Annotated in this window: 16 protein-coding genes and 1 pseudogene; 5 read left to right on the top strand and 12 right to left on the bottom strand. The window is 38.6% G+C overall.

Going from position 1 to position 18,395, the window contains the following annotated elements:
• Positions 1 to 4: 4 nt before the first annotated feature.
• The 10 genes and pseudogenes from D1953_RS15330 to D1953_RS15285 form a co-directional block, all read right to left on the bottom strand.
• Positions 5 to 1,021 carry an ABC transporter substrate-binding protein gene (locus D1953_RS15330; RefSeq protein WP_119118054.1) on the bottom strand — a complete coding sequence of 339 codons (1,017 nt, stop codon included), beginning with the start codon at positions 1,019 to 1,021 and terminating at the stop codon, positions 5 to 7.
• 56 nt (positions 1,022 to 1,077) lie between these two features.
• Positions 1,078 to 2,424, bottom strand: coding sequence for an LLM class flavin-dependent oxidoreductase (locus D1953_RS15325; protein WP_119118053.1), 1,347 nt, complete (start codon positions 2,422 to 2,424; stop codon positions 1,078 to 1,080).
• Between the two features lie 69 nt (positions 2,425 to 2,493).
• Complete coding sequence (locus D1953_RS15320) at positions 2,494 to 3,318, bottom strand: ABC transporter permease (RefSeq protein ID WP_119118052.1); 825 nt, start codon at positions 3,316 to 3,318, stop codon at positions 2,494 to 2,496.
• Between the two features lie 24 nt (positions 3,319 to 3,342).
• A complete protein-coding gene (locus tag D1953_RS15315; protein ID WP_119118051.1) occupies positions 3,343 to 4,152 on the bottom strand; it encodes an ABC transporter ATP-binding protein in 810 nt (269 codons plus the stop codon).
• Positions 4,153 to 4,594: 442 nt separating this feature from the next.
• Entirely contained in the window at positions 4,595 to 5,656 is a 1,062-nt protein-coding gene (locus D1953_RS15310; protein WP_119118050.1) for an LLM class flavin-dependent oxidoreductase, read from the bottom strand.
• Positions 5,657 to 5,765: 109 nt separating this feature from the next.
• Positions 5,766 to 6,196: pseudogene (locus D1953_RS15305) on the bottom strand (GNAT family N-acetyltransferase).
• Positions 6,197 to 6,241: 45 nt separating this feature from the next.
• On the bottom strand, positions 6,242 to 6,991 hold the full coding sequence (locus D1953_RS15300) for a glucose 1-dehydrogenase (protein ID WP_119118049.1): 750 nt from the start codon (positions 6,989 to 6,991) through the stop codon (positions 6,242 to 6,244).
• A 351-nt stretch (positions 6,992 to 7,342) separates the two neighbouring features.
• On the bottom strand, positions 7,343 to 7,975 hold the full coding sequence (locus tag D1953_RS15295) for an FMN-dependent NADH-azoreductase (protein ID WP_119118048.1): 633 nt from the start codon (positions 7,973 to 7,975) through the stop codon (positions 7,343 to 7,345).
• A gap of 227 nt (positions 7,976 to 8,202) precedes the next feature.
• Positions 8,203 to 8,601 carry a DoxX family protein gene (locus D1953_RS15290; RefSeq protein WP_119118047.1) on the bottom strand — a complete coding sequence of 133 codons (399 nt, stop codon included), beginning with the start codon at positions 8,599 to 8,601 and terminating at the stop codon, positions 8,203 to 8,205.
• A 416-nt stretch (positions 8,602 to 9,017) separates the two neighbouring features.
• Positions 9,018 to 10,316, bottom strand: a complete 1,299-nt coding sequence (locus D1953_RS15285) for an MATE family efflux transporter (RefSeq protein ID WP_245980172.1) — start codon at positions 10,314 to 10,316, stop codon at positions 9,018 to 9,020.
• A gap of 223 nt (positions 10,317 to 10,539) precedes the next feature.
• Between D1953_RS15285 and D1953_RS15280 the strand changes: the two genes are divergently transcribed.
• A complete protein-coding gene (locus D1953_RS15280; protein ID WP_182480633.1) occupies positions 10,540 to 10,821 on the top strand; it encodes a DUF3219 family protein in 282 nt (93 codons plus the stop codon).
• A gap of 203 nt (positions 10,822 to 11,024) precedes the next feature.
• Here D1953_RS15280 and D1953_RS15275 read toward each other — a convergent pair whose 3' ends face one another.
• Both D1953_RS15275 and D1953_RS15270 read right to left on the bottom strand, forming a co-directional pair.
• Positions 11,025 to 11,804 carry an alpha/beta fold hydrolase gene (locus tag D1953_RS15275; protein ID WP_119118045.1) on the bottom strand — a complete coding sequence of 260 codons (780 nt, stop codon included), beginning with the start codon at positions 11,802 to 11,804 and terminating at the stop codon, positions 11,025 to 11,027.
• A 151-nt stretch (positions 11,805 to 11,955) separates the two neighbouring features.
• Positions 11,956 to 12,144, bottom strand: coding sequence for a hypothetical protein (locus tag D1953_RS15270; protein ID WP_119118044.1), 189 nt, complete (start codon positions 12,142 to 12,144; stop codon positions 11,956 to 11,958).
• A 760-nt stretch (positions 12,145 to 12,904) separates the two neighbouring features.
• On the opposite strand from D1953_RS15270, the gene D1953_RS15265 reads away from it, so the two are divergent.
• The 4 genes from D1953_RS15265 to ahpF all read left to right on the top strand — a co-directional run bounded on the left by D1953_RS15265 (position 12,905) and on the right by ahpF (position 18,132).
• Complete coding sequence (locus tag D1953_RS15265) at positions 12,905 to 14,143, top strand: saccharopine dehydrogenase family protein (RefSeq protein ID WP_119118043.1); 1,239 nt, start codon at positions 12,905 to 12,907, stop codon at positions 14,141 to 14,143.
• 1 nt (position 14,144) lies between these two features.
• Positions 14,145 to 15,272, top strand: coding sequence for a carboxynorspermidine decarboxylase (gene nspC, locus D1953_RS15260; protein WP_119118042.1), 1,128 nt, complete (start codon positions 14,145 to 14,147; stop codon positions 15,270 to 15,272).
• Between the two features lie 753 nt (positions 15,273 to 16,025).
• Positions 16,026 to 16,589: an alkyl hydroperoxide reductase subunit C gene (gene ahpC / locus D1953_RS15255; RefSeq protein WP_119118041.1), complete on the top strand. Its 564-nt coding sequence runs from the start codon at positions 16,026 to 16,028 to the stop codon at positions 16,587 to 16,589.
• Positions 16,590 to 16,602: 13 nt separating this feature from the next.
• Positions 16,603 to 18,132, top strand: coding sequence for an alkyl hydroperoxide reductase subunit F (gene ahpF / locus D1953_RS15250; protein ID WP_119118040.1), 1,530 nt, complete (start codon positions 16,603 to 16,605; stop codon positions 18,130 to 18,132).
• Positions 18,133 to 18,395: the final 263 nt, after the last annotated feature.

Below are 18,395 nucleotides of genomic sequence, written 5' to 3'. Positions count from 1 at the left end.
AAAATTATTTAGCAAACGGGTTATATTCGTTTGTATATAAATCTTCCGCCTTCACTTGACCTTCTTTTAGTTCACCATTTCTGACAAGCCACTCAATCCAAACATCATACTCAGATGGTGTAATGACACCGCCTGTTTCGGCAATTCCTGTACTCTTCCAATACTTAAGATTATCGGTTGTTTCCTTTCGCCCGCGCTCATTGATAATTTTTTCAAAGCGTGCAATAACTTCTTCCCTAGGTGTTGTTTGTGCCCATTCAATAGCCTTGGCAACCCCTTCCGTAAATTGCTTTACAGTATTCGGGTTATCCTTGATATACTGCTCTGTAAAGAAATAATCACCTGCCGTAAACTCTGAGCCAAACACCTCGATATCTTTAAATAATTCTACGATCCCTCCCGCTTCTAAAGCTCGATCTCTTGCAATACTTGCAGTACCACCCAATACAGCTGCATCTAGTTGTTTATTTCGCAGGGCTTGTTCTGCATTCGACATCGGAATGGTTACTAATGTTACTTGTTCAATTTCTTTCTCAGTTAAGCCGCCTTGACGTAAATAATCTTTGATAACAAACTCCGCATGAGCCCCTAAAATATTCACACCCACTTTTTTACCAATTAAATCTTTCGCCGATTTAACCGGACTGCCCTCCAGTACATAAGCACCCATATACGTATTTTCATCACTGCCATAAGAACCAACGACGGACTTCAATTTTACATTTTTGGAATAAGATTTAATAATCGCTCCATTAAATGCGGCCCCAAAATCTATTTGTTTTGTCGACGTTAATTGAATGCTTTCCGGTCCGCCGGCGCTATCACCTATATAATCTAACTTCAAATCTCCTAAATAACCTAGATCCTCTGCTAGCTCAGGAAAGCCCACGATACCTGGCGACCCTTGATATTGCAGTACTGTATCTTCTTTAGAATCAGCAGCTGTCTTATTATCTGAACAGCCTGTTAAAATACTGCCGATTACACCGGTTGCTAAAATAAGTGATGCTAATTTTTTCATAATTGCTCTCCTCGCTTCACCCTAAGTCTCATATTCTTTCAACAGTAAATTCTGATCTATTTTCCAGCTCTTTGTATCTGCTTTTTAGACGGACTTACAGGTACCGAAAGTCCTAAATTTCCACGCAGTGTATTACTTTCATATTCTGTACGGAATAAACCGCGTCTCTGTAATTCTGGGATGACCAGTTCCACAATATCATGAAGGCCATCTGGGAAAGTTGGTGACATCACATTAAAGCCATCCGCTCCTTCATTTAAGAACCATTCCTCTAATTGATCAGCAATTTGTGCCGGCGTACCAACAATTTCTCGATGACCGCGTCCTCCCGCAATATGCTCGTATACTTCCCGTAATGTTTTTAAATTTTTACGTTCCGCAAGAGTGCGAATAATAGTATATCGAATTTGTGGATTCGTCTTATCGTCAAACTCTACACTTTCAGGAAGTGGTGCCTCTGCATCGTATCCTGTTAAATCTACACCAAAGAAATTAGATAAGTATTCAAGACCGATCTCAGGTGAGATGTAGCTATTTAATTCCTTTCGTTTAGCAATCGCTTCTTCCTCTGTTTTCGCTACTGTAATGAAAACACCCGGCATAATTTTTAAATCTTCAGGTTTACGGCCATATTTTGCAAGGCGTCCCTTCACATCACGATAGAAAGCTTGTGCTTCTTCAAGTGTCTGCCAGGCTGTGAAAATAACCTCAGCTGTTTTTGCTGCAAGTTCCTTTCCTGCTTCTGAAGAGCCTGCCTGTACAATCACTGGATGGCCTTGCGGTGTCGATGGTGAATCCAGCGTTCCTTGCACTTTGAACCATTCGCCCTCATGATTGACTGGATGAACCTTCTCTAAGTCTAAGAACTTCCCTTTCTCCTTATCGATGACAAGTACCTCTTCTTCAATTGAAAACCATAACTTCTTGACAACCTCTACAAATTCCTCTGCTCTTTCATAACGCTGTGCATGCTCTAGATGCTTTTCTTTCCCGAACAATAGTGACTCCTTTTCATTTCCAGATGTCACTACATTCCAAGCTGCCCGCCCTTTTGACAGATGATCAATGGCACTAAATTTACGCGCTACTTGAAACGGTTCATTATAAGTTGTTGTTAACGTTGCCGTTAAACCAATATTTTTTGTCACTGCTGCAAGTGCTGAAAGAATAATAAGTGGATCCAGTTTTAAGACCTCAGTGGCTAGCCTTTCTGAAGGCGTTTTACCAAATACATCCGCAAAGAAAATCATATCGAATTTTCCACGCTCTGCTATTTGCGCTAATTCCGTTAAATAATCTAGGTCGAATATACGATTTGATGCGGTTGAAGGATAACGCCAGCTCGCTACATGATGTCCAGGCAAGTGGAAAAATGCACCTAATTTCATTTGTTTTTTTGCCATATTACCAACCCCTATTTTTCTTATTGTTTTAGTTATAATTAGTATAAAAAAATAATCGAATCACTCATATTATGAATTTACTGGCTGCTTCCATTTTGAGAATTTACGCTCAAGCATGCTTAAGCCTTGATTGATAAGTAAACCTAACAAAGCAATCGTTAAAATACCTGCGTACATTTCAGGAATCTGGAAATTGTATTGTGAATACGTAATTAAATAACCTAAACCTTCTTTTGCTCCTACCATTTCTGCTGCGATTAACACTAAAATCGCTCCTGTTCCTGCCATACGAATCCCTGTAAAAATAGTTGGAACGGATGCCGGTAAAATCACCTTAAGAAATAGTTGATAAGAAGAAATATTCATCGAACGTGCCGATTTAATCAATAATGGATCTACATTTCCTACAGCAGCAATAGTGTTTAAGAGAACCGGCCATGTGCAGGCAAATAATACAATGGCAACTTTGGACGTTTCACCAATCCCTAGCAGTAACATAAATACCGGCAGCAAAGCTAATGCTGCTGTATTGCGGAACAATTCTAACACTGGATTTAATAGTTCTCTTGCTAATGGATACCAACCAATCATTAATCCTAACGGAATAGCAATTAGCAACGCTAACGCAAATCCACTCACTGAACGAGTGATACTCGCCATAAAATGAGCGAAAAGCTCACCTGATATAACCATATTCCACCAAGAAACTACCACACTAGAAAACTTCGGAAAGAACGCCTGATCTACTAAGCCAATTCGTGGTGCGATTTCCCATAGTAAAAATAATGCCACTAATACAATAGACTGTTTGAAAACCTTTTGCAGGCTGGAAAACACAAATAGTTTTGGTTTTCTCGGCTCTACAGCTGACTGTATAGATTTTATTGTCTCCATAAGTATGACTCCTCTCTATTCTAGTTAAATATGAGCACCTTGGTATTCATGTTCATGCAGTAAACTCCAAACTTCATGACGCGCTTTCACAAAATCAGAATGGGAGCGAATATCCGCATCCTCTAAGCGTGACTTAAGCGGAATATCCACAATCGTTTTCACCGTACCAGGCCCCGGTGTCAACACGACGACACGTTCACCTAAATAGACTGCCTCATCGATACCATGTGTAATAAAAATAATCGTTTTCTTCGTTTTCTCCCAAATACGCAAAAGTTCACTTTGCAGGGATTCGCGCGTTTGGGCATCAAGTGCAGCAAAGGGTTCATCCATCAGTAAGACATCTGGATTAAAAGCTAGACTTCTAGCAATTGCTACACGCTGCTTCATTCCCCCGGATAGTTCATGTGGATAACGGTCCGCAAAGTGACTGAGTCCAACTAAAGCAAGAAAATGCTCAGCCCGTTCTCTTCGTTCCTGCTTTGGAACACCCTTTGCCTCTAAGCCAAATTCAATATTGCCTCGTGCTGTCTTCCATGGAAATAGGGCATATTGCTGAAAGACAATACCGCGATCGAGCCCTGGGCCTGTAATTTTTTCACCATCAATTAAAATGCGTCCGCGTGTCGGCATTGATAAGCCGCCTAGTAAATCAAGCAAAGTTGATTTGCCGCAACCACTTGGACCTACTAATGTTAAAAACTCGCCTTCTTTTACCGTAAAACTTAAATCCTTTACTGCAGTAAATTCTTGCATTACACCCTTTTGTTTCGTATCACGAACCGTAAAAGTTTTTGTGACACGTTCAAATCTAATTTTCTCAGTACCTGTCAATGAGCTCACCCCACCCTTTTATAATTAAACACATAAGAATAGTATGTTTATGGTTATAGTAATCCTGCTAATTAGTTAGCTTAGATTACTAGTGGCCGCCGACTTGTTTAAGCAAAAAAGGCTCAGGTGACAACGACTATCGTTTATCATCTGAGCCTCCGGTTAACCAGTCAGCATCTTCTATGTATTTAACTTTGTCCTACTCAATTAACCCTATTTTAGCGATACACTTGAGCAGGTTCAATACCAACTAAACTTATAAACTTAATTTATCACATAAAAATAGAATGTCAATGATATTTTTTAGAAATTTCACCATATTCACTTAAAAATGGAAAATGGTCTTTTCGACCCACTTCCTGTTTTTAGGCAATAAAATGACCCCAGCTATATAGCACTGAGGCCATTTTAAATGAAACAAACTAGGATTTATAAAATAAACTTATTCCTTCCCTTCGCTCTCTTTTTCCCATCTTGATACCTCTTCGCGAACTTTAGGTGCCACTTCTTTACCTAGCAGCTCAATCGCTCTCATGACATCTTCATGAGGCATTGTGCCAACTGGTACATGCAGCATAAAACGGGTGATACCTACATTCTTTCGCAGATAAATAATTTTATCAGCAACCGTCTGTGGATCCCCGACATACAGGGCGCCTTCCAAGCTGCGAGCAGCATCGAAAGTAGCTCGGGTATACGGTCCCCATCCACGCTCTCGTCCTAATACGTTCATCGCTTGCTGGGTTGAAGGGAAAAATTTGTCCGCTGCCACTTCCGTGTTCTCCGCAATAAAACCATGTGAATGCGAGGCGACAGAAAGCTTTGATACATCATGACCAGCGCGTGCTGCGGCCTTTTTATAAAGTCGGACCAGCGGCTCAAATTGAATCGGACGGCCGCCAATAATCGCTAGAACGAGCGGCAATCCTAGTAAACCTGCACGAACAACCGACTCAGAATTTCCGCCGCTGCCAATCCAGACTGGCAATGGATTCTGGACTGGGCGCGGATATACACCAAGATTTTGAATCGCTGGTCGATGCCCGCCTCTCCAAGTCACTTTTTCAGATTCTCGAATTTTTAACAATAGCTCCAGCTTCTCTTCAAACAGCTCATTATAATCGTTTAAGTCATAGCCAAACAGCGGAAATGATTCAATAAAAGAACCCCGGCCTGCCATGATTTCTGCACGACCGTTTGAAATCGCATCCACTGTTGCAAAATCCTGAAACACTCGCACCGGGTCTGCAGAAGAAAGCACAGTAACCGCACTTGTTAAACGAATTCGCTTCGTCTGCAATGCAGCTGCAGCCAGCACAACGGCTGGAGAAGATGCCGCATAATCTTTACGATGATGTTCACCTACACCAAACACATCCAAGCCTACTTCATCGGCTAGTACAATTTCTTCAACTACCTCACGTATACGCTGTGCATGACTGATCACCTCGCCCGTTTTGACATCTGGTGTTGTCTCTACAAACGTGCTTATACCTATCTCCATTTTATCCCCCTCCTGCTCCTAGAGAACAAATCATAGCTCTTATGTAATCTTATTTTTCAGAGTACCCGACCCCCTTACCACATTAAGGATCGCGCTCAACTTCTTCACATCATAATTCCTTTACCATTAAAACATGTGGAATACCTTCTTCCATGAATACATCGGATGACGCCTGATAACCAAGCTTTTCATAAAAACCTTCTGCTTGTGTTTGTCCATGCAATTTTACCCGAGATACTCCTTTTTCTTCGCTACGTCCTCTAATGCTTTAATAATGACTTTCCCAAGACCAAATTTACGATACGGAGCTAAAATACAAATTCTCTCCAATTTCCCTGCGCCATCAACAACTCTTACTCTTCCCGTTCCTACAGAATGTTCCTCGTAATAAACTAAAATGTGTTCACATTGTCCATTTAGTGTGTCAAATTCATCAAATTCTGCCTCCACCGGCACACCTTGTTCCTCAACAAATACTTCTTTTCTAATCTGAAATGCTTTTTTCAAATCATGATCGACTGTTATTCTTTTTACCTCCACTTACCTTCAGCCCTTTCTGGATGTATAATTCAAGCACTTTACTTCTTATTCCTCATAAATCATTTTCCTTATCATTCCACCATCTACGACGAGGTTAATGCCTGTAACAAAATTATTTTCTTTAGCTGTTAAATATAGACAAGCTCGCGCAATATCATCCGGCTTTCCTACGCGCTTAGATAGATGCTGTTCATGGTCGATTTGACTTAATTTTGCATAATCTCCTGTTTCAATCCAACCTGGAGAAATAGCATTTACTGTAATCCCGTCTTCACCTAACGAGGCCGCCAGAGCATGTGTAACGGCAACGATTCCACCTTTTGTGGCCGCATAAGATTCGGAATTTGGCTCAGACATAACAGCCCTTGTAGAGGCAATATTGACAATCGATCCGCCATCCTTATTATGACGCATATATTTTGCTGCTTCACGTGAGCCTAAGAACACACTTCTTAAGTTTGTATGAATCACATCATCCCACTCTTCTATCGATAAATCATAAGGAGACCTGAATAATGCTTTTCCTGCATTATTAATTAAAATATCAATTTGACCATATGTTTGATTAGCTGCCTTCATTAATCGAATGACATCTGCTTCTATTCTTACATCTGTTTGTACGAAAAGTGCTTCTCCGCCCTGTTCTTTTATCTTAGTAGCGGTTTGTATACCTGCTGTTTCATCTATATCTGCTAAAACGACATTAGCCCTTTTTTCTGCATAAGATAAAGCAACGCCCTTTCCAATGCCATTTCCCGCTCCTGTTATCACGACTGTTTTATTAGAGAAATCCATAATCTGTACACATCCTTTTTACTCTCAATATTTTTTAAGATAACACAAAAGAACAATAGAGAGAAAACCTGCCTCTATAACAGATTAAAAAGAAAAATTTGCTGGATTGCTGGAATTTTGTGCTTCATGACTCTGATGAAGGACATTTCCCTGACTGGATTCCTCCATTTTGACCAGTAGCCCACTTTTTTGGGACGGTAAAAAGATTGTTCAACTAAACGGGAAGGCTGCCCCAAAAGCCATTTTCATGGCCTTTAGGACAGCCTCTCGCTTCGTTATATAAAACAGACAAGAATTGTGCCAATCTATTTCACATCATACTTTTTAAAATCCAGATAGAAAACTTATAATTTAAGCAGTTACTGCTGATAATTCTTTTGCTACAGCTTTAACTTTTTCTAAACCTTCAGCAATAATCGTTTCAGCTTGATCTGACGCTGCATTATGGCCTTCAATAATGACTTCATTTACGATTTCCATACCGAATACGCCGCCAACAACGTTTTTAATATAAGTAGCAGCCATTTCCATTGGCGCTGCTTCTGGTGTTGAGTAAACACCGCCGCGTGCACTTAAAATAATCGCTTTTTTATCAGTCATTAAGCTTACTAATTGACCATTTTCGTTATATTTGAATGTGAAACCTGCTTGGTACACATAGTCGATAAATGTTTGTAATTTTGCTGGGATTGTTAAGTTCCATAATGGGAACGCGAATACTACTACGTCTGCTGCTGTTAAAGCATCCATTGCTTTTTGTTTAGCAGCTAAAATACGTTGTTCTACATCTGTCATTTCTTCGCCTGATTCTACTTTACCAAAAGCGTTGAATAGATCTTGACCAAAGTAAGGCATATCTTCTGCAAATACATCATAAGTTGTTACATTTACACCTTCTACGTTCTTCATAAAAGTTTCATACATTTTACTTGATACTGCTTCGGAAGCTGGACGGTTATTTGCTTTTACAACTAATACGTTCATTACTGTTCGTCTCCTTTAATTATCATGAATAAATATATCATGAATAAATATATTATTAATAAATTTATCTTTAATTCATAGTATATAAGTAAAATATAATTGTCAACAAAATAGCTTTCAAGCACTTAACACTGTTAGTGAACTTATAAACACGGTAATCGTTCAATCTGCACTCTTTAAAATCTTGTAATACCACCTTAATTCAATAATCTCTAATTAACTATATTTCAGAATAAAAATGCATCTAAAGCGTATTGCCCAGGACCTATTAGCGCTATACCAATAGCCACTGCAAGCAGAGTAAGGTTATATTCATATCCATTGGATGTTGCCCATAAGCCATTTGGACCATGTACCTTCACAATAGCCATTACCATCGTTCCTGCAATGATTACTCCTGCAAGCGGGGTTAAAAATCCTAAAACAAATAAGATTCCTCCAATAAGTTCTGCCAATCCTGCGAAAAGAGCCATTGTTACTCCTGGCTTCATGCCAATGGATTCAAACCATCCTCCAGTACCTTTTAATCCATAACCTCCAAACCAACCAAATAGTTTTTGGGCACCGTGACCAATGAATAAAATGCCTACTACCAAACGAATGATTAATAATCCAATACTTATCATCAAAAAACCCTCCTAAAAATCACCCTGTATTTTATCTCTGATTCGAGATAATTAAATAAAAAAATTTAACTTCCTACTCCTTCATTTACCTTTTTGAATCCTTCTTCCTACCTCAACACGATTTAATGATTTAAATATATAATCAGCTAACTTCTACGGATGAAGGTCAACTGTTACCTAATCCGACCTCATTTGCTCGCGTAATACTTTAGTTGTTTACATTCATATCAAATCAGGCAAATCCGTACATTTTCTTTTTCCACCTCCGTAATTTACCTTTTATTAAAAAATCTTGAATACGAGATAATAATAATACTTAAAAATTTTTATGTCAATCCCCCTTTCCATTCGATTAGAAAAAGCATAAAGAAATGTTCAAATTAAACATCTCTTTATGCTTCAAGTATCCTCTTTTGTTACGAAAACAATTTTTTATGTTTCCAATTCCCCCATTTAAAATAAGCAAAAGCGAAGATACTGCTAATAATGAAGCCCGCTCCCATACCGATTGCAATACCGTTTTGACCAAAGGCATTTGAAAAGAGATAAGATAAAGGGTAACGCAGCAGCCAAAATGACAGGATATTCAGCACTAACACCTGGTACATCGCCCCTGCCCCTCTCACAATGCCATTCAAAATAAAATTAAGGCCGATAAACGGGTAGAGAAAGGCAATAATCTTTAAATAATCCGCACCAAATTTAACGGCATCCTCTTGGGAAATAAATAAACCTATTAACGGTTTCGCTAAAAAGAATACAAGAACTGCAATCAACAGCATGATGATCACATTATAAATCGCACCAAAGATAGCAATTTCCCGAACACGATCCCAACGGTTGGCACCGATATTTTGCCCAGCCATACTATTGACAGCTGTTCCTAACGCCATGGCAGGTAAAAGAATGAGACTATCAATCCTCTGAGCAGCGCCAAATCCAGCAACTACTGCTCCGCCAAACGAGTTGACCACAGTCATGATGGCCGTTACTCCGGCAAAGATTACCGTCATTTGCAGTCCAGATGGAATCCCCAGTTTAAGAATCAAGAATACTTCCTCTCTCTTTGGAACGAAAGGCGATGTAAACGGCACGAGCTTTCCGTGTAATGTATAGACAACTCCTAACAAGAAAGCGAGTCCTTGCGATAATACCGTAGCATACGCAGCACCTTTTATTCCCCAGTCAAAAACAGAGATAAAAATAGGGTCCAATGCCGTATTTAACAGTGCGGCAATCATGACAAATTTCAGCGGTGTTTTACTATCTCCCAATGCTCTTAATACCGTGCCGATAAAATTGTAGCCAATCAAAAATAGAATTCCGAGAAAATTAATCTGTAAATAAATAGTAGCATTTTCCAACATTTCGGCGGGTGTATTGAGCATTTCTAAAATCGGTTTTGAGAAAAAATATCCGATGATTCCAAGTACAATGGATAACGAAGTAAGCAGAACGACGAAGGCATTCAAATAATTTTTAAGCCCTGTATTATCTTCCCTCCCCCTTTGTTGAGAAAGGATTGTCAATGTGGCATTATTAATCCCAAGAATAAATGAAAGAACAGTTAAGACAACTGTCGAAGACACAGTAACTGCTCCAAGCGCATTAGCCCCTAAAAGGTTGCCTACCCAAAGACTATCTATAAACTGATAGGATACCTGCAGCAAATTCGTCAGCATAATCGGCCCTGAAAAGCTGATCAACTGCTTCATGATTCGGCCACTGGTGAAATCATATTGCGACAAAATGGAAACACTTCCTTATTACATTTGAGTATTTCCATATTTTATCCCGGAAAAATAAACAGAATCAAGACAAACGCTTACGTTCTAGTGCCAATATGATTGGTTAGAAACTTTTGCAGATTGTATGAACGACATGTATAGTGTAATCTTGTATACAACACCCAATTTTTTCAAAAAGGATATGATTATTGTGGTAAGAACAATTATTCTAAATGACTACTCTATTTCAGTGAACGAGTATGAGGAAAAAAAGACGAAGGATGGCAATCTCATTTCCATTACGTTTGATGTGACAAGTGAAGATTACCATGATGTGACAACATTACTATACGAAGGGGCATTCGAGGTAAAAATCCCCGAAAGAAATCGAGAATTTAAAGGGACCATTCAACAGTATTCAACTTCCATTACAAACCTTTATGAAAAAGGCAACGTAGGAGAATTTAAGCTCAGTTTACTTGAAAAAAGTTAAGAAAGGAACTTTTTCGTTACACGTAAGAACCGGTTCCTTCTACACAAAAAGGACCATTCATCTCCCACTTTTTTTGGACTGCGCTCTGCACAAACTTAAAGTGGGAGTCTTCCCACCTAAAACGATAAATCATTTCTTACCTTCTTTTTCTCGCTCCGATTAGGTACGTTCCTATTTCACAAAAAATCTAGCGCTAATTTCAACTAAATAAATTGGGTCAATAGCTGGTTAAACTTGTCACGTTCTTCCCAGAACGGACCATGGCCGCTATATTGAAACGGTACAAGCTGTGAGTTTCCTATTTTTTGATGTAGTTCTTGAGCTTGTGCAAATGGAATAACTTTGTCATGAATACCGTGAATAATTAAAGTGGGAGCACTTATTTTTAGAATATCTTCATGGAGCTTCTCATCTCTTAATAAAACAATGATTGCCGCGGTTGACCACCCTGCTGCCTGTAATCCCATTTGGAAAAACCAGCCGGAGAATGAGCTGGTTATATACTGAAAGAAAAAAGTATCCGTTACTCCCTGCATCATCTTAGGGCGGTCATTTAACGTTTCTTTAAGAAGTTTATTAGCCGTTTCTGTTGAAAAGCCTGTCGGAGCTGCAGCGTCAACGAGGACAAGTTTGGATACTCCGTAACCATTGTGTCGAGACATATATCGAATTGCGATTCCTCCACCCGTAGAGTGGCCCACGAGCGTAACATTGTCTAATTGAAGGGTACCTATTACTGTGCGGATATCATCTGCCAGTCTGTTATAAGTGTAGCCGCTCATTGGTTTATCCGAATTGCCAAAGCCCCTCCAGTCTATGCCAATACAGCGGTACCCCAATGCAGGAAGAACATTAAACTGATATTCAAACTGTTTATGGCTCAACGGCCAACCATGTATAAACACTATAGTTTTGTTACCGCCTGGGTTAATATCTTCTACATATAGATTCACACCCGGTTCTACATTCACAAAGTATCCCATGCCCATTCCTCCATAATAATGTGGTTTTGACAATAGGGTATTCATTTTAGTAAACACGGGTGAGTACCTAGATTGCAGGGTAGCAAAGTAAAAAAAGAGGCTTTGCCTTTTATTCGGGCAAAGCCATCCATATGAGTATAGTGATTACAGCCTAATTTCGATAGCCCATGAATTCCTTAATTTTTTTCTCCATCGAGTTTAACTTGTGGTCAATATGATTGAATTGTTTTTTTCTGTTTTTTGAAGAGCGCCAAGATAATGATAGGATTACGATAAAAATGACCGGAACTGCTAAAGCGATTAATTGAAAAATAAGACCCCAGATATCTACTTCCCGCATCCATTCTCTCTCCTCTTTCTCATATTGTCCCTCTCTTCATTTTACCATTTTTATACAAACAAGTTGTAAATTTTAGCTTACATACTGTCAAAAAAGTATCATTTAAAACTAAACTTACATAATATAGAATTCAATTCAATAGTTGGAGTTAGTAATTTTTTTTATTTTACCTATTGATATTTTTATTGTATGTTGATAATCTAAAGAAGCGTTAATTGGAAAGCTACTATTCAAAAGCTCGAGTCTTTCCAAGCAGATAATTTTTTGACCACTTCTTTTAAGAAGTCAAGGCCATACGGACAGCCGGGTCAAATGCCGATTGGCAACTTTAGTTGCCTTATTGATTGAGTTAAAAGCTCAAATTTTATAAGTTGGTTACTTTACAACCAGTGCATGTGCACATCAACTTGTGAAACGGTCAATAAGAGTGGAAAAAGTAATTATTTGCTATATAGACTCTGATCATATTACGATATATTTTGAATATTAAAGAGCTTTCTACCCTATATATTGGATTTTTATGGTAGACGTATGCACGTGACTTTGTCATGGATATACTGATGCTTTTTAAATATTGATAATTATATCTAAAGCAAGTGTTGTGCGCGAGTATGCGTTTTGCACTTGCTTTTTTATTGTTTAAAAATTTCTTAATGGGTTATTCCTAAAGACATACTAAGTAGTTGATGTACGGCTAGTTAGGTTGTTATGGAATTGCTTTTTGCTTTGAAAAATCTATTTAGGTTAGGAGATAAGAGAAATGGGAAAAGCACTTATTATTGGTTGTGGTGGAGTCGCTTCAGTTGCTATTCACAAATGTGTTCAAAATAGTGAAGTATTTGAGGAAATTTGTATCGCAAGTCGTACAAAATCTAAATGCGATGCTTTAAAAGAAAAACTAGATGGTGGAAAAACCAAAATTACAACTGCACAAGTTGATGCCGATAACGTGGATGAGTTAATTGCATTAATTGAAGAAGTAAAACCAGACATCGTGATGAATTTAGCTTTACCTTATCAAGATTTAACAATCATGGATGCTTGTCTTGCTACTAAAACACACTATATGGATACAGCAAACTACGAACCAGAAGATACGGCGAAATTTGAATACAAATGGCAGTGGGAATATCGCGAACGTTTTGAAAAAGCTGGTATTACAGCTCTTTTAGGAAGCGGCTTCGATCCTGGTGTTACAGGTGTATTTTCTGCTTATGCATTGAAACATCACTTTGACGAGATTGAATATATCGATATTCTTGACTGCAATGCTGGAGATCACGGATACCCATTTGCAACAAATTTCAATCCTGAAATCAATATCCGTGAAGTTTCTGCTAACGGAAGATATTGGGAAAACGGTGAATGGATCGAAACAAAACCAATGGAAATCAAACGCGTATATAACTTCCCTGAAGTTGGCGAAAAAGATATGTATTTGTTATACCATGAAGAGCTTGAATCTCTTGCGGTAAACATCCCTGGACTTAAGCGTATTCGTTTCTTCATGACATTTGGCCAAAGTTACCTTACTCACCTAAAATGCCTTGAAAATGTAGGAATGACTTCTATCGAGCCAATTGAATTCGAAGGAAAACAAATCATTCCGCTTCAGTTCTTGAAAGCTGTATTACCGGATCCTGCTTCACTAGGACCACGCACTAAAGGTAAAACGAACATTGGCTGTATCTTCAAAGGGAAAAAGGACGGAAAAGAAAAAACATATTATGTGTACAATGTTTGTGACCATGAAGAATGCTATAAAGAAGTAGGTTCTCAAGCAGTGTCTTATACGACAGGGGTTCCTGCAATGATTGGTGCGGCAATGATCATGACTGGAAAATGGAATAAGCCAGGCGTGTACAATATTGAAGAATTTGATCCAGATCCATTCATGGATGCATTAAACAAATGGGGACTTCCATGGAAAGAAAGCTTTGATCCAGAGCTTGTTGATTCTGAGCCAGTAAAATCAGTAGAACCGGAGCTAGCTCGTTAAGATGCGATTTGAAGAATTACCAACACCATGCTATGTAGTCGATGAAGAGCTTATAGAAAAAAACCTAAAAATCCTGAACGGAGTCATGGAACGCACAGGATGTAAAATTGTTTTAGCACAAAAAGCATTTTCTATGACAACAATGTATCCCCTCATTGGAAAATATTTAAGTGGTGCAACAGCAAGCGGTTTATTCGAAGCACGTCTAGGTTACGAGGAAATGGGCAAAGAAAATCATGTCTTTGCCCCTGCCTATCGCGAAGATGAAATCGACGAAATTATATCTATTTGCGATCATATTATCTTTAACTCCTTCTCACAGTTGGAAAAGTTTAAAGATAAAGCTCTTCAAGCTGGCAGAAAAGTCGGCTTGCGCATCAATCCTGAATGTTCCACACAAGTTGGTCACGAGATCTATGATCCATGTTCAACAGGTTCTAGATTCGGTGTAAAACAGGAAGATTTTCGTCCTGATTTGCTTGAAGGTGTTTCAGGACTTCACTTTCACACTCTTTGTCAGCAAAACTCTGACGATTTAGAGACAACGCTAAATTCAGTAGAAGAAAAGTTTGGACAATGGCTGCCACAAATGGAGTGGATTAACTTTGGCGGCGGCCATCATATTACAAGAGAAGATTACGATATTCCAAGACTAGAAGCTTGTATTAAGAAAATGCAGGAGAAGTACGGTTTAGAAGTCTATCTTGAGCCCGGTGAAGCTGTTGCGCTCAATGCAGGCTATTTGATTACATCTGTGCTTGATTTCCATAAAAATGGAGTTGAGATTGCCATTCTTGACACTTCAGCAACTTGTCATATGCCTGATGTATTAGAAATGCCATATCGTCCTCCTCTTTTCGGATCTGGAGAAGCAGGCGAAAAACCATTTACGTATCGACTTGGCGGACAAACTTGTCTTACAGGCGATGTAATTGGTGACTATTCTTTTGATCAGCCATTAAAAAGTGGCGACAGATTAGTTTTTGGTGATATGGCGATTTACTCCATGGTAAAGACCACAACATTTAACGGCATGCCATTACCAGCCATCGCTGTTAAAGGTAAAGATGGAGATTGTCGCGTCGTGCGCGAATTTGGCTATCAAGATTTTAAAATGAGACTTGCATAAGAAAATAATAAATTTTTAAGAACCAGACTCTGAAACATGGGTCTGGTTCTTTGCATAACGCTTCCATCTCATAAGCCTCATAAATGAACTATTTATCGTGTAATTTATGACAATTAATCTTAAAAAACACATTCACTTATGATGCGATTCTCCATAAAGAAAGATAGAAAACATTAAAATCTTTGCCACTTGTGCAACGGAGAAAGCCTCCATTCCTCCCCCACTCTTTCATGGAACCATCCAATACAACCTACAAAATAATCACTTTACCCTACTTACATATCAGCTATTCTCCCTATTTCTTTCACAAAATCCACATGTAATCATATGGATTCACCGTCTATTTGAATCGAAAACAATATTTTTTCGTTATTCCGTCAATTTTATTTTCAAAGACATTGCATCTATCCTAAATGTCAATTAATTGAGAAATATTGATAGTAATTGAAAATTTAAATTTCACTATCCAAATCTATTTATATCCCTTTTTAAGGTACCGAACACTACATAGCTACAACAACGATCCACATTGATTAGCAATAGCTATTAAAATAAATCATGATAAAGTTAAGTATTATTCTTGACAAAACACTAAGATTTATATAATAATAAGTTTTGAATTAGAATTATTATAGTTAACTAATGATAATAAAAAGGAAATGATAATTATTATTAATTGTTTAAAGTTTTAACTATATGTTCTAACCTTGCTATCTATCAATTCTAAAAAACACTCTAGGAGGAAATTAAATTATGTCTCTAATTGGAAAAGAAGTAAAACCATTCACAGCATCAGCTTATCATAACGGTGAGTTTATCCAAGTTACTGAAGAAAACCTAAAAGGAAAATGGAGCGTAGTTTGCTTTTACCCAGCAGACTTTACATTCGTATGCCCTACTGAACTTGAGGACCTTCAAAACGAATATGCTACTCTAAAAGAACTTGGAGTTGAAGTGTATTCTGTTTCAACAGATACTCATTTTACCCATAAAGCATGGCACGATCACTCAGAAGCTATCGGCAAAATTGAATACATTATGATTGGTGACCCTTCACAAAAAATCTCTCGTAACTTCGATGTACTGAACGAAGAAGAAGGTCTTGCTGATCGCGGTACTTTCATCATCGATCCAGATGGTATTGTACAAGCAGTTGAAGTCAATGCTGACGGTATCGGCCGTGATGCAAGCACTCTTGTTAACAAAATTAAAGCAGCACAATATGTTCGCAACAATCCAGGTGAAGTTTGTCCAGCAAAATGGAAAGAAGGTTCTGCAACACTTAAACCAAGCCTTGATCTTGTAGGAAAGATTTAAGGAGTATGACTAAATGTTACTAGATGCAGATATAAAAGCACAGTTAGCCCAATATCTTCAACTGATGGAGGGTGATGTGCTGCTCAAAGTTAGCGCAGAATCTGATGACGTATCTCGAGACATGTTGGCTTTAGTAGACGAATTAGCCACTATGTCATCCAATATTAAAGTAGAAAAAACACCATTACAAAGAACACCGAGCTTTAGTGTAAATCGTATTGGTGAAGACACTGGGGTAACTTTTGCTGGTATTCCTCTTGGACATGAATTTACTTCATTAGTATTGGCTCTGTTACAGGTAAGCGGAAGAGCTCCAAAGGTTGATCAGAAAGTCATTGATCAAGTTAAAAGCATTAAAGGTGAATATCACTTTGAATCTTACATTAGCTTGAGTTGTCACAACTGTCCTGATGTTGTACAAGCATTGAACTTGATGAGTATTCTTAACCCTGGCATTACGCATACCATGATTGATGGTGCAGCGTTTAAAGAAGAAGTAGAAAGCAAAAACATCATGGCCGTACCAACGGTGTTCCTAAACGGAGAATCATTCGGTAGCGGTCGTATGACGCTTGAAGAAATCCTTGCCAAAATGGGAAGTACTCCGGACGCATCAGAGTTTGCTGATAAGGATCCATTCGATGTGCTTGTTGTCGGAGGCGGACCAGCTGGTGCAAGTGCAGCTGTCTATGCAGCACGTAAAGGCATTCGTACAGGTATTGTTGCTGAACGCTTTGGCGGTCAGATTATGGACACTATGGGCATTGAAAACTTTATTAGTACGAAGTATACAGAAGGTCCTAAGCTCGCAGCAAGTCTTGAAGAACATGTGAAAGAGTACGACATTGATGTCATGAATTTACAACGTGCCAAGCGTTTAGAAAAGAAAGACTTCATTGAACTTGAGCTTGAAAACGGTGCTGTTCTAAAGAGTAAAGCCGTTATCCTTTCAACAGGTGCTCGCTGGCGTAATGTTGGTGTACCAGGTGAAGCGGAATTCAAGAACAAAGGTGTAGCATACTGCCCTCACTGTGATGGTCCATTATTTGCTGGAAAACATGTAGCTGTAATTGGCGGCGGTAATTCGGGTATTGAAGCGGCAATTGACTTGGCAGGTATTGTGAAACATGTAACAGTTCTTGAGTATAATTCAGAACTAAAAGCTGATGTTGTACTCCAAGAACGTCTTTATAGTCTGCCTAATGTAACTGTCCTAAAAAATGCTCTAACAAAAGAAATTACCGGCACTGACAAAGTTAACGGTATTTCTTACATGGACCGCGAGACTGAAGAAGTTCATCACATTGAATTACAAGGTGTATTCATTCAGATTGGCCTTGTACCTAATACCGACTGGTTAGGTGAAACGATTGAACGTACCCGCATGGGTGAGATTGTAGTCGATAAACACGGTGCAACAAACATCCCTGGCGTATTTGCTGCAGGTGACTGTACAGATAGCGCATATAAACAAATTATTATTTCTATGGGATCAGGTGCAACTGCGGCCTTAGGTGCTTTCGATTATCTAATCCGCAATTAATGAATAATGTGATATGCATACTTTTTGAAAGCCCCTTTACTATCAAACCGATAGCAAAGGGGCTTTCTTTTATTGATTTATAACCTTACGTTCAGTGCCTCGCATCTAAAAGTAATTTTATCTCTTTTATTTGTGCTATGTGTCGTTGTTCGTGCAAATAATGAAGTAATTTCTTTTACTAAATGATTTCTTATTTCATACAGATTGTCATTCAATGACTTACTCATGAAATTTCTCCCTTCACCAGAAAGTGAGTACTCAGA

It is taken from the genome of Peribacillus asahii, assembly GCF_003570725.1.
GTDB lineage: Bacteria > Bacillota > Bacilli > Bacillales > DSM-1321 > Peribacillus > Peribacillus asahii.
The sequence above is the reverse complement of the archived record's forward strand: the minus strand, read 5'-3'. Positions and strand labels throughout refer to the sequence as shown.

Excerpts from the sequence above, each read along its gene's own strand:
- D1953_RS15310 (WP_119118050.1), bottom strand. The coding sequence starts at position 5,656 with ATGGAGATAGGTATAAGCACGTTTGTAGAGACAACACCAGATGTCAAA.
- D1953_RS15320 (WP_119118052.1), bottom strand. The coding sequence starts at position 3,318 with ATGGAGACAATAAAATCTATACAGTCAGCTGTAGAGCCGAGAAAACCA.
- D1953_RS15285 (WP_245980172.1), bottom strand. The coding sequence starts at position 10,316 with ATGAAGCAGTTGATCAGCTTTTCAGGGCCGATTATGCTGACGAATTTG.
- D1953_RS15300 (WP_119118049.1), bottom strand. The coding sequence starts at position 6,991 with ATGGATTTCTCTAATAAAACAGTCGTGATAACAGGAGCGGGAAATGGC.
- D1953_RS15325 (WP_119118053.1), bottom strand. The coding sequence starts at position 2,424 with ATGGCAAAAAAACAAATGAAATTAGGTGCATTTTTCCACTTGCCTGGA.
- D1953_RS15265 (WP_119118043.1), top strand. The coding sequence starts at position 12,905 with ATGGGAAAAGCACTTATTATTGGTTGTGGTGGAGTCGCTTCAGTTGCT.
- D1953_RS15330 (WP_119118054.1), bottom strand. The coding sequence starts at position 1,021 with ATGAAAAAATTAGCATCACTTATTTTAGCAACCGGTGTAATCGGCAGT.
- ahpF (WP_119118040.1), top strand. The coding sequence starts at position 16,603 with ATGTTACTAGATGCAGATATAAAAGCACAGTTAGCCCAATATCTTCAA.
- ahpC (WP_119118041.1), top strand. The coding sequence starts at position 16,026 with ATGTCTCTAATTGGAAAAGAAGTAAAACCATTCACAGCATCAGCTTAT.
- D1953_RS15270 (WP_119118044.1), bottom strand. The coding sequence starts at position 12,144 with ATGCGGGAAGTAGATATCTGGGGTCTTATTTTTCAATTAATCGCTTTA.
- D1953_RS15295 (WP_119118048.1), bottom strand. The coding sequence starts at position 7,975 with ATGAACGTATTAGTTGTAAAAGCAAATAACCGTCCAGCTTCCGAAGCA.
- D1953_RS15290 (WP_119118047.1), bottom strand. The coding sequence starts at position 8,601 with ATGATAAGTATTGGATTATTAATCATTCGTTTGGTAGTAGGCATTTTA.
- nspC (WP_119118042.1), top strand. The coding sequence starts at position 14,145 with ATGCGATTTGAAGAATTACCAACACCATGCTATGTAGTCGATGAAGAG.
- D1953_RS15275 (WP_119118045.1), bottom strand. The coding sequence starts at position 11,804 with ATGGGATACTTTGTGAATGTAGAACCGGGTGTGAATCTATATGTAGAA.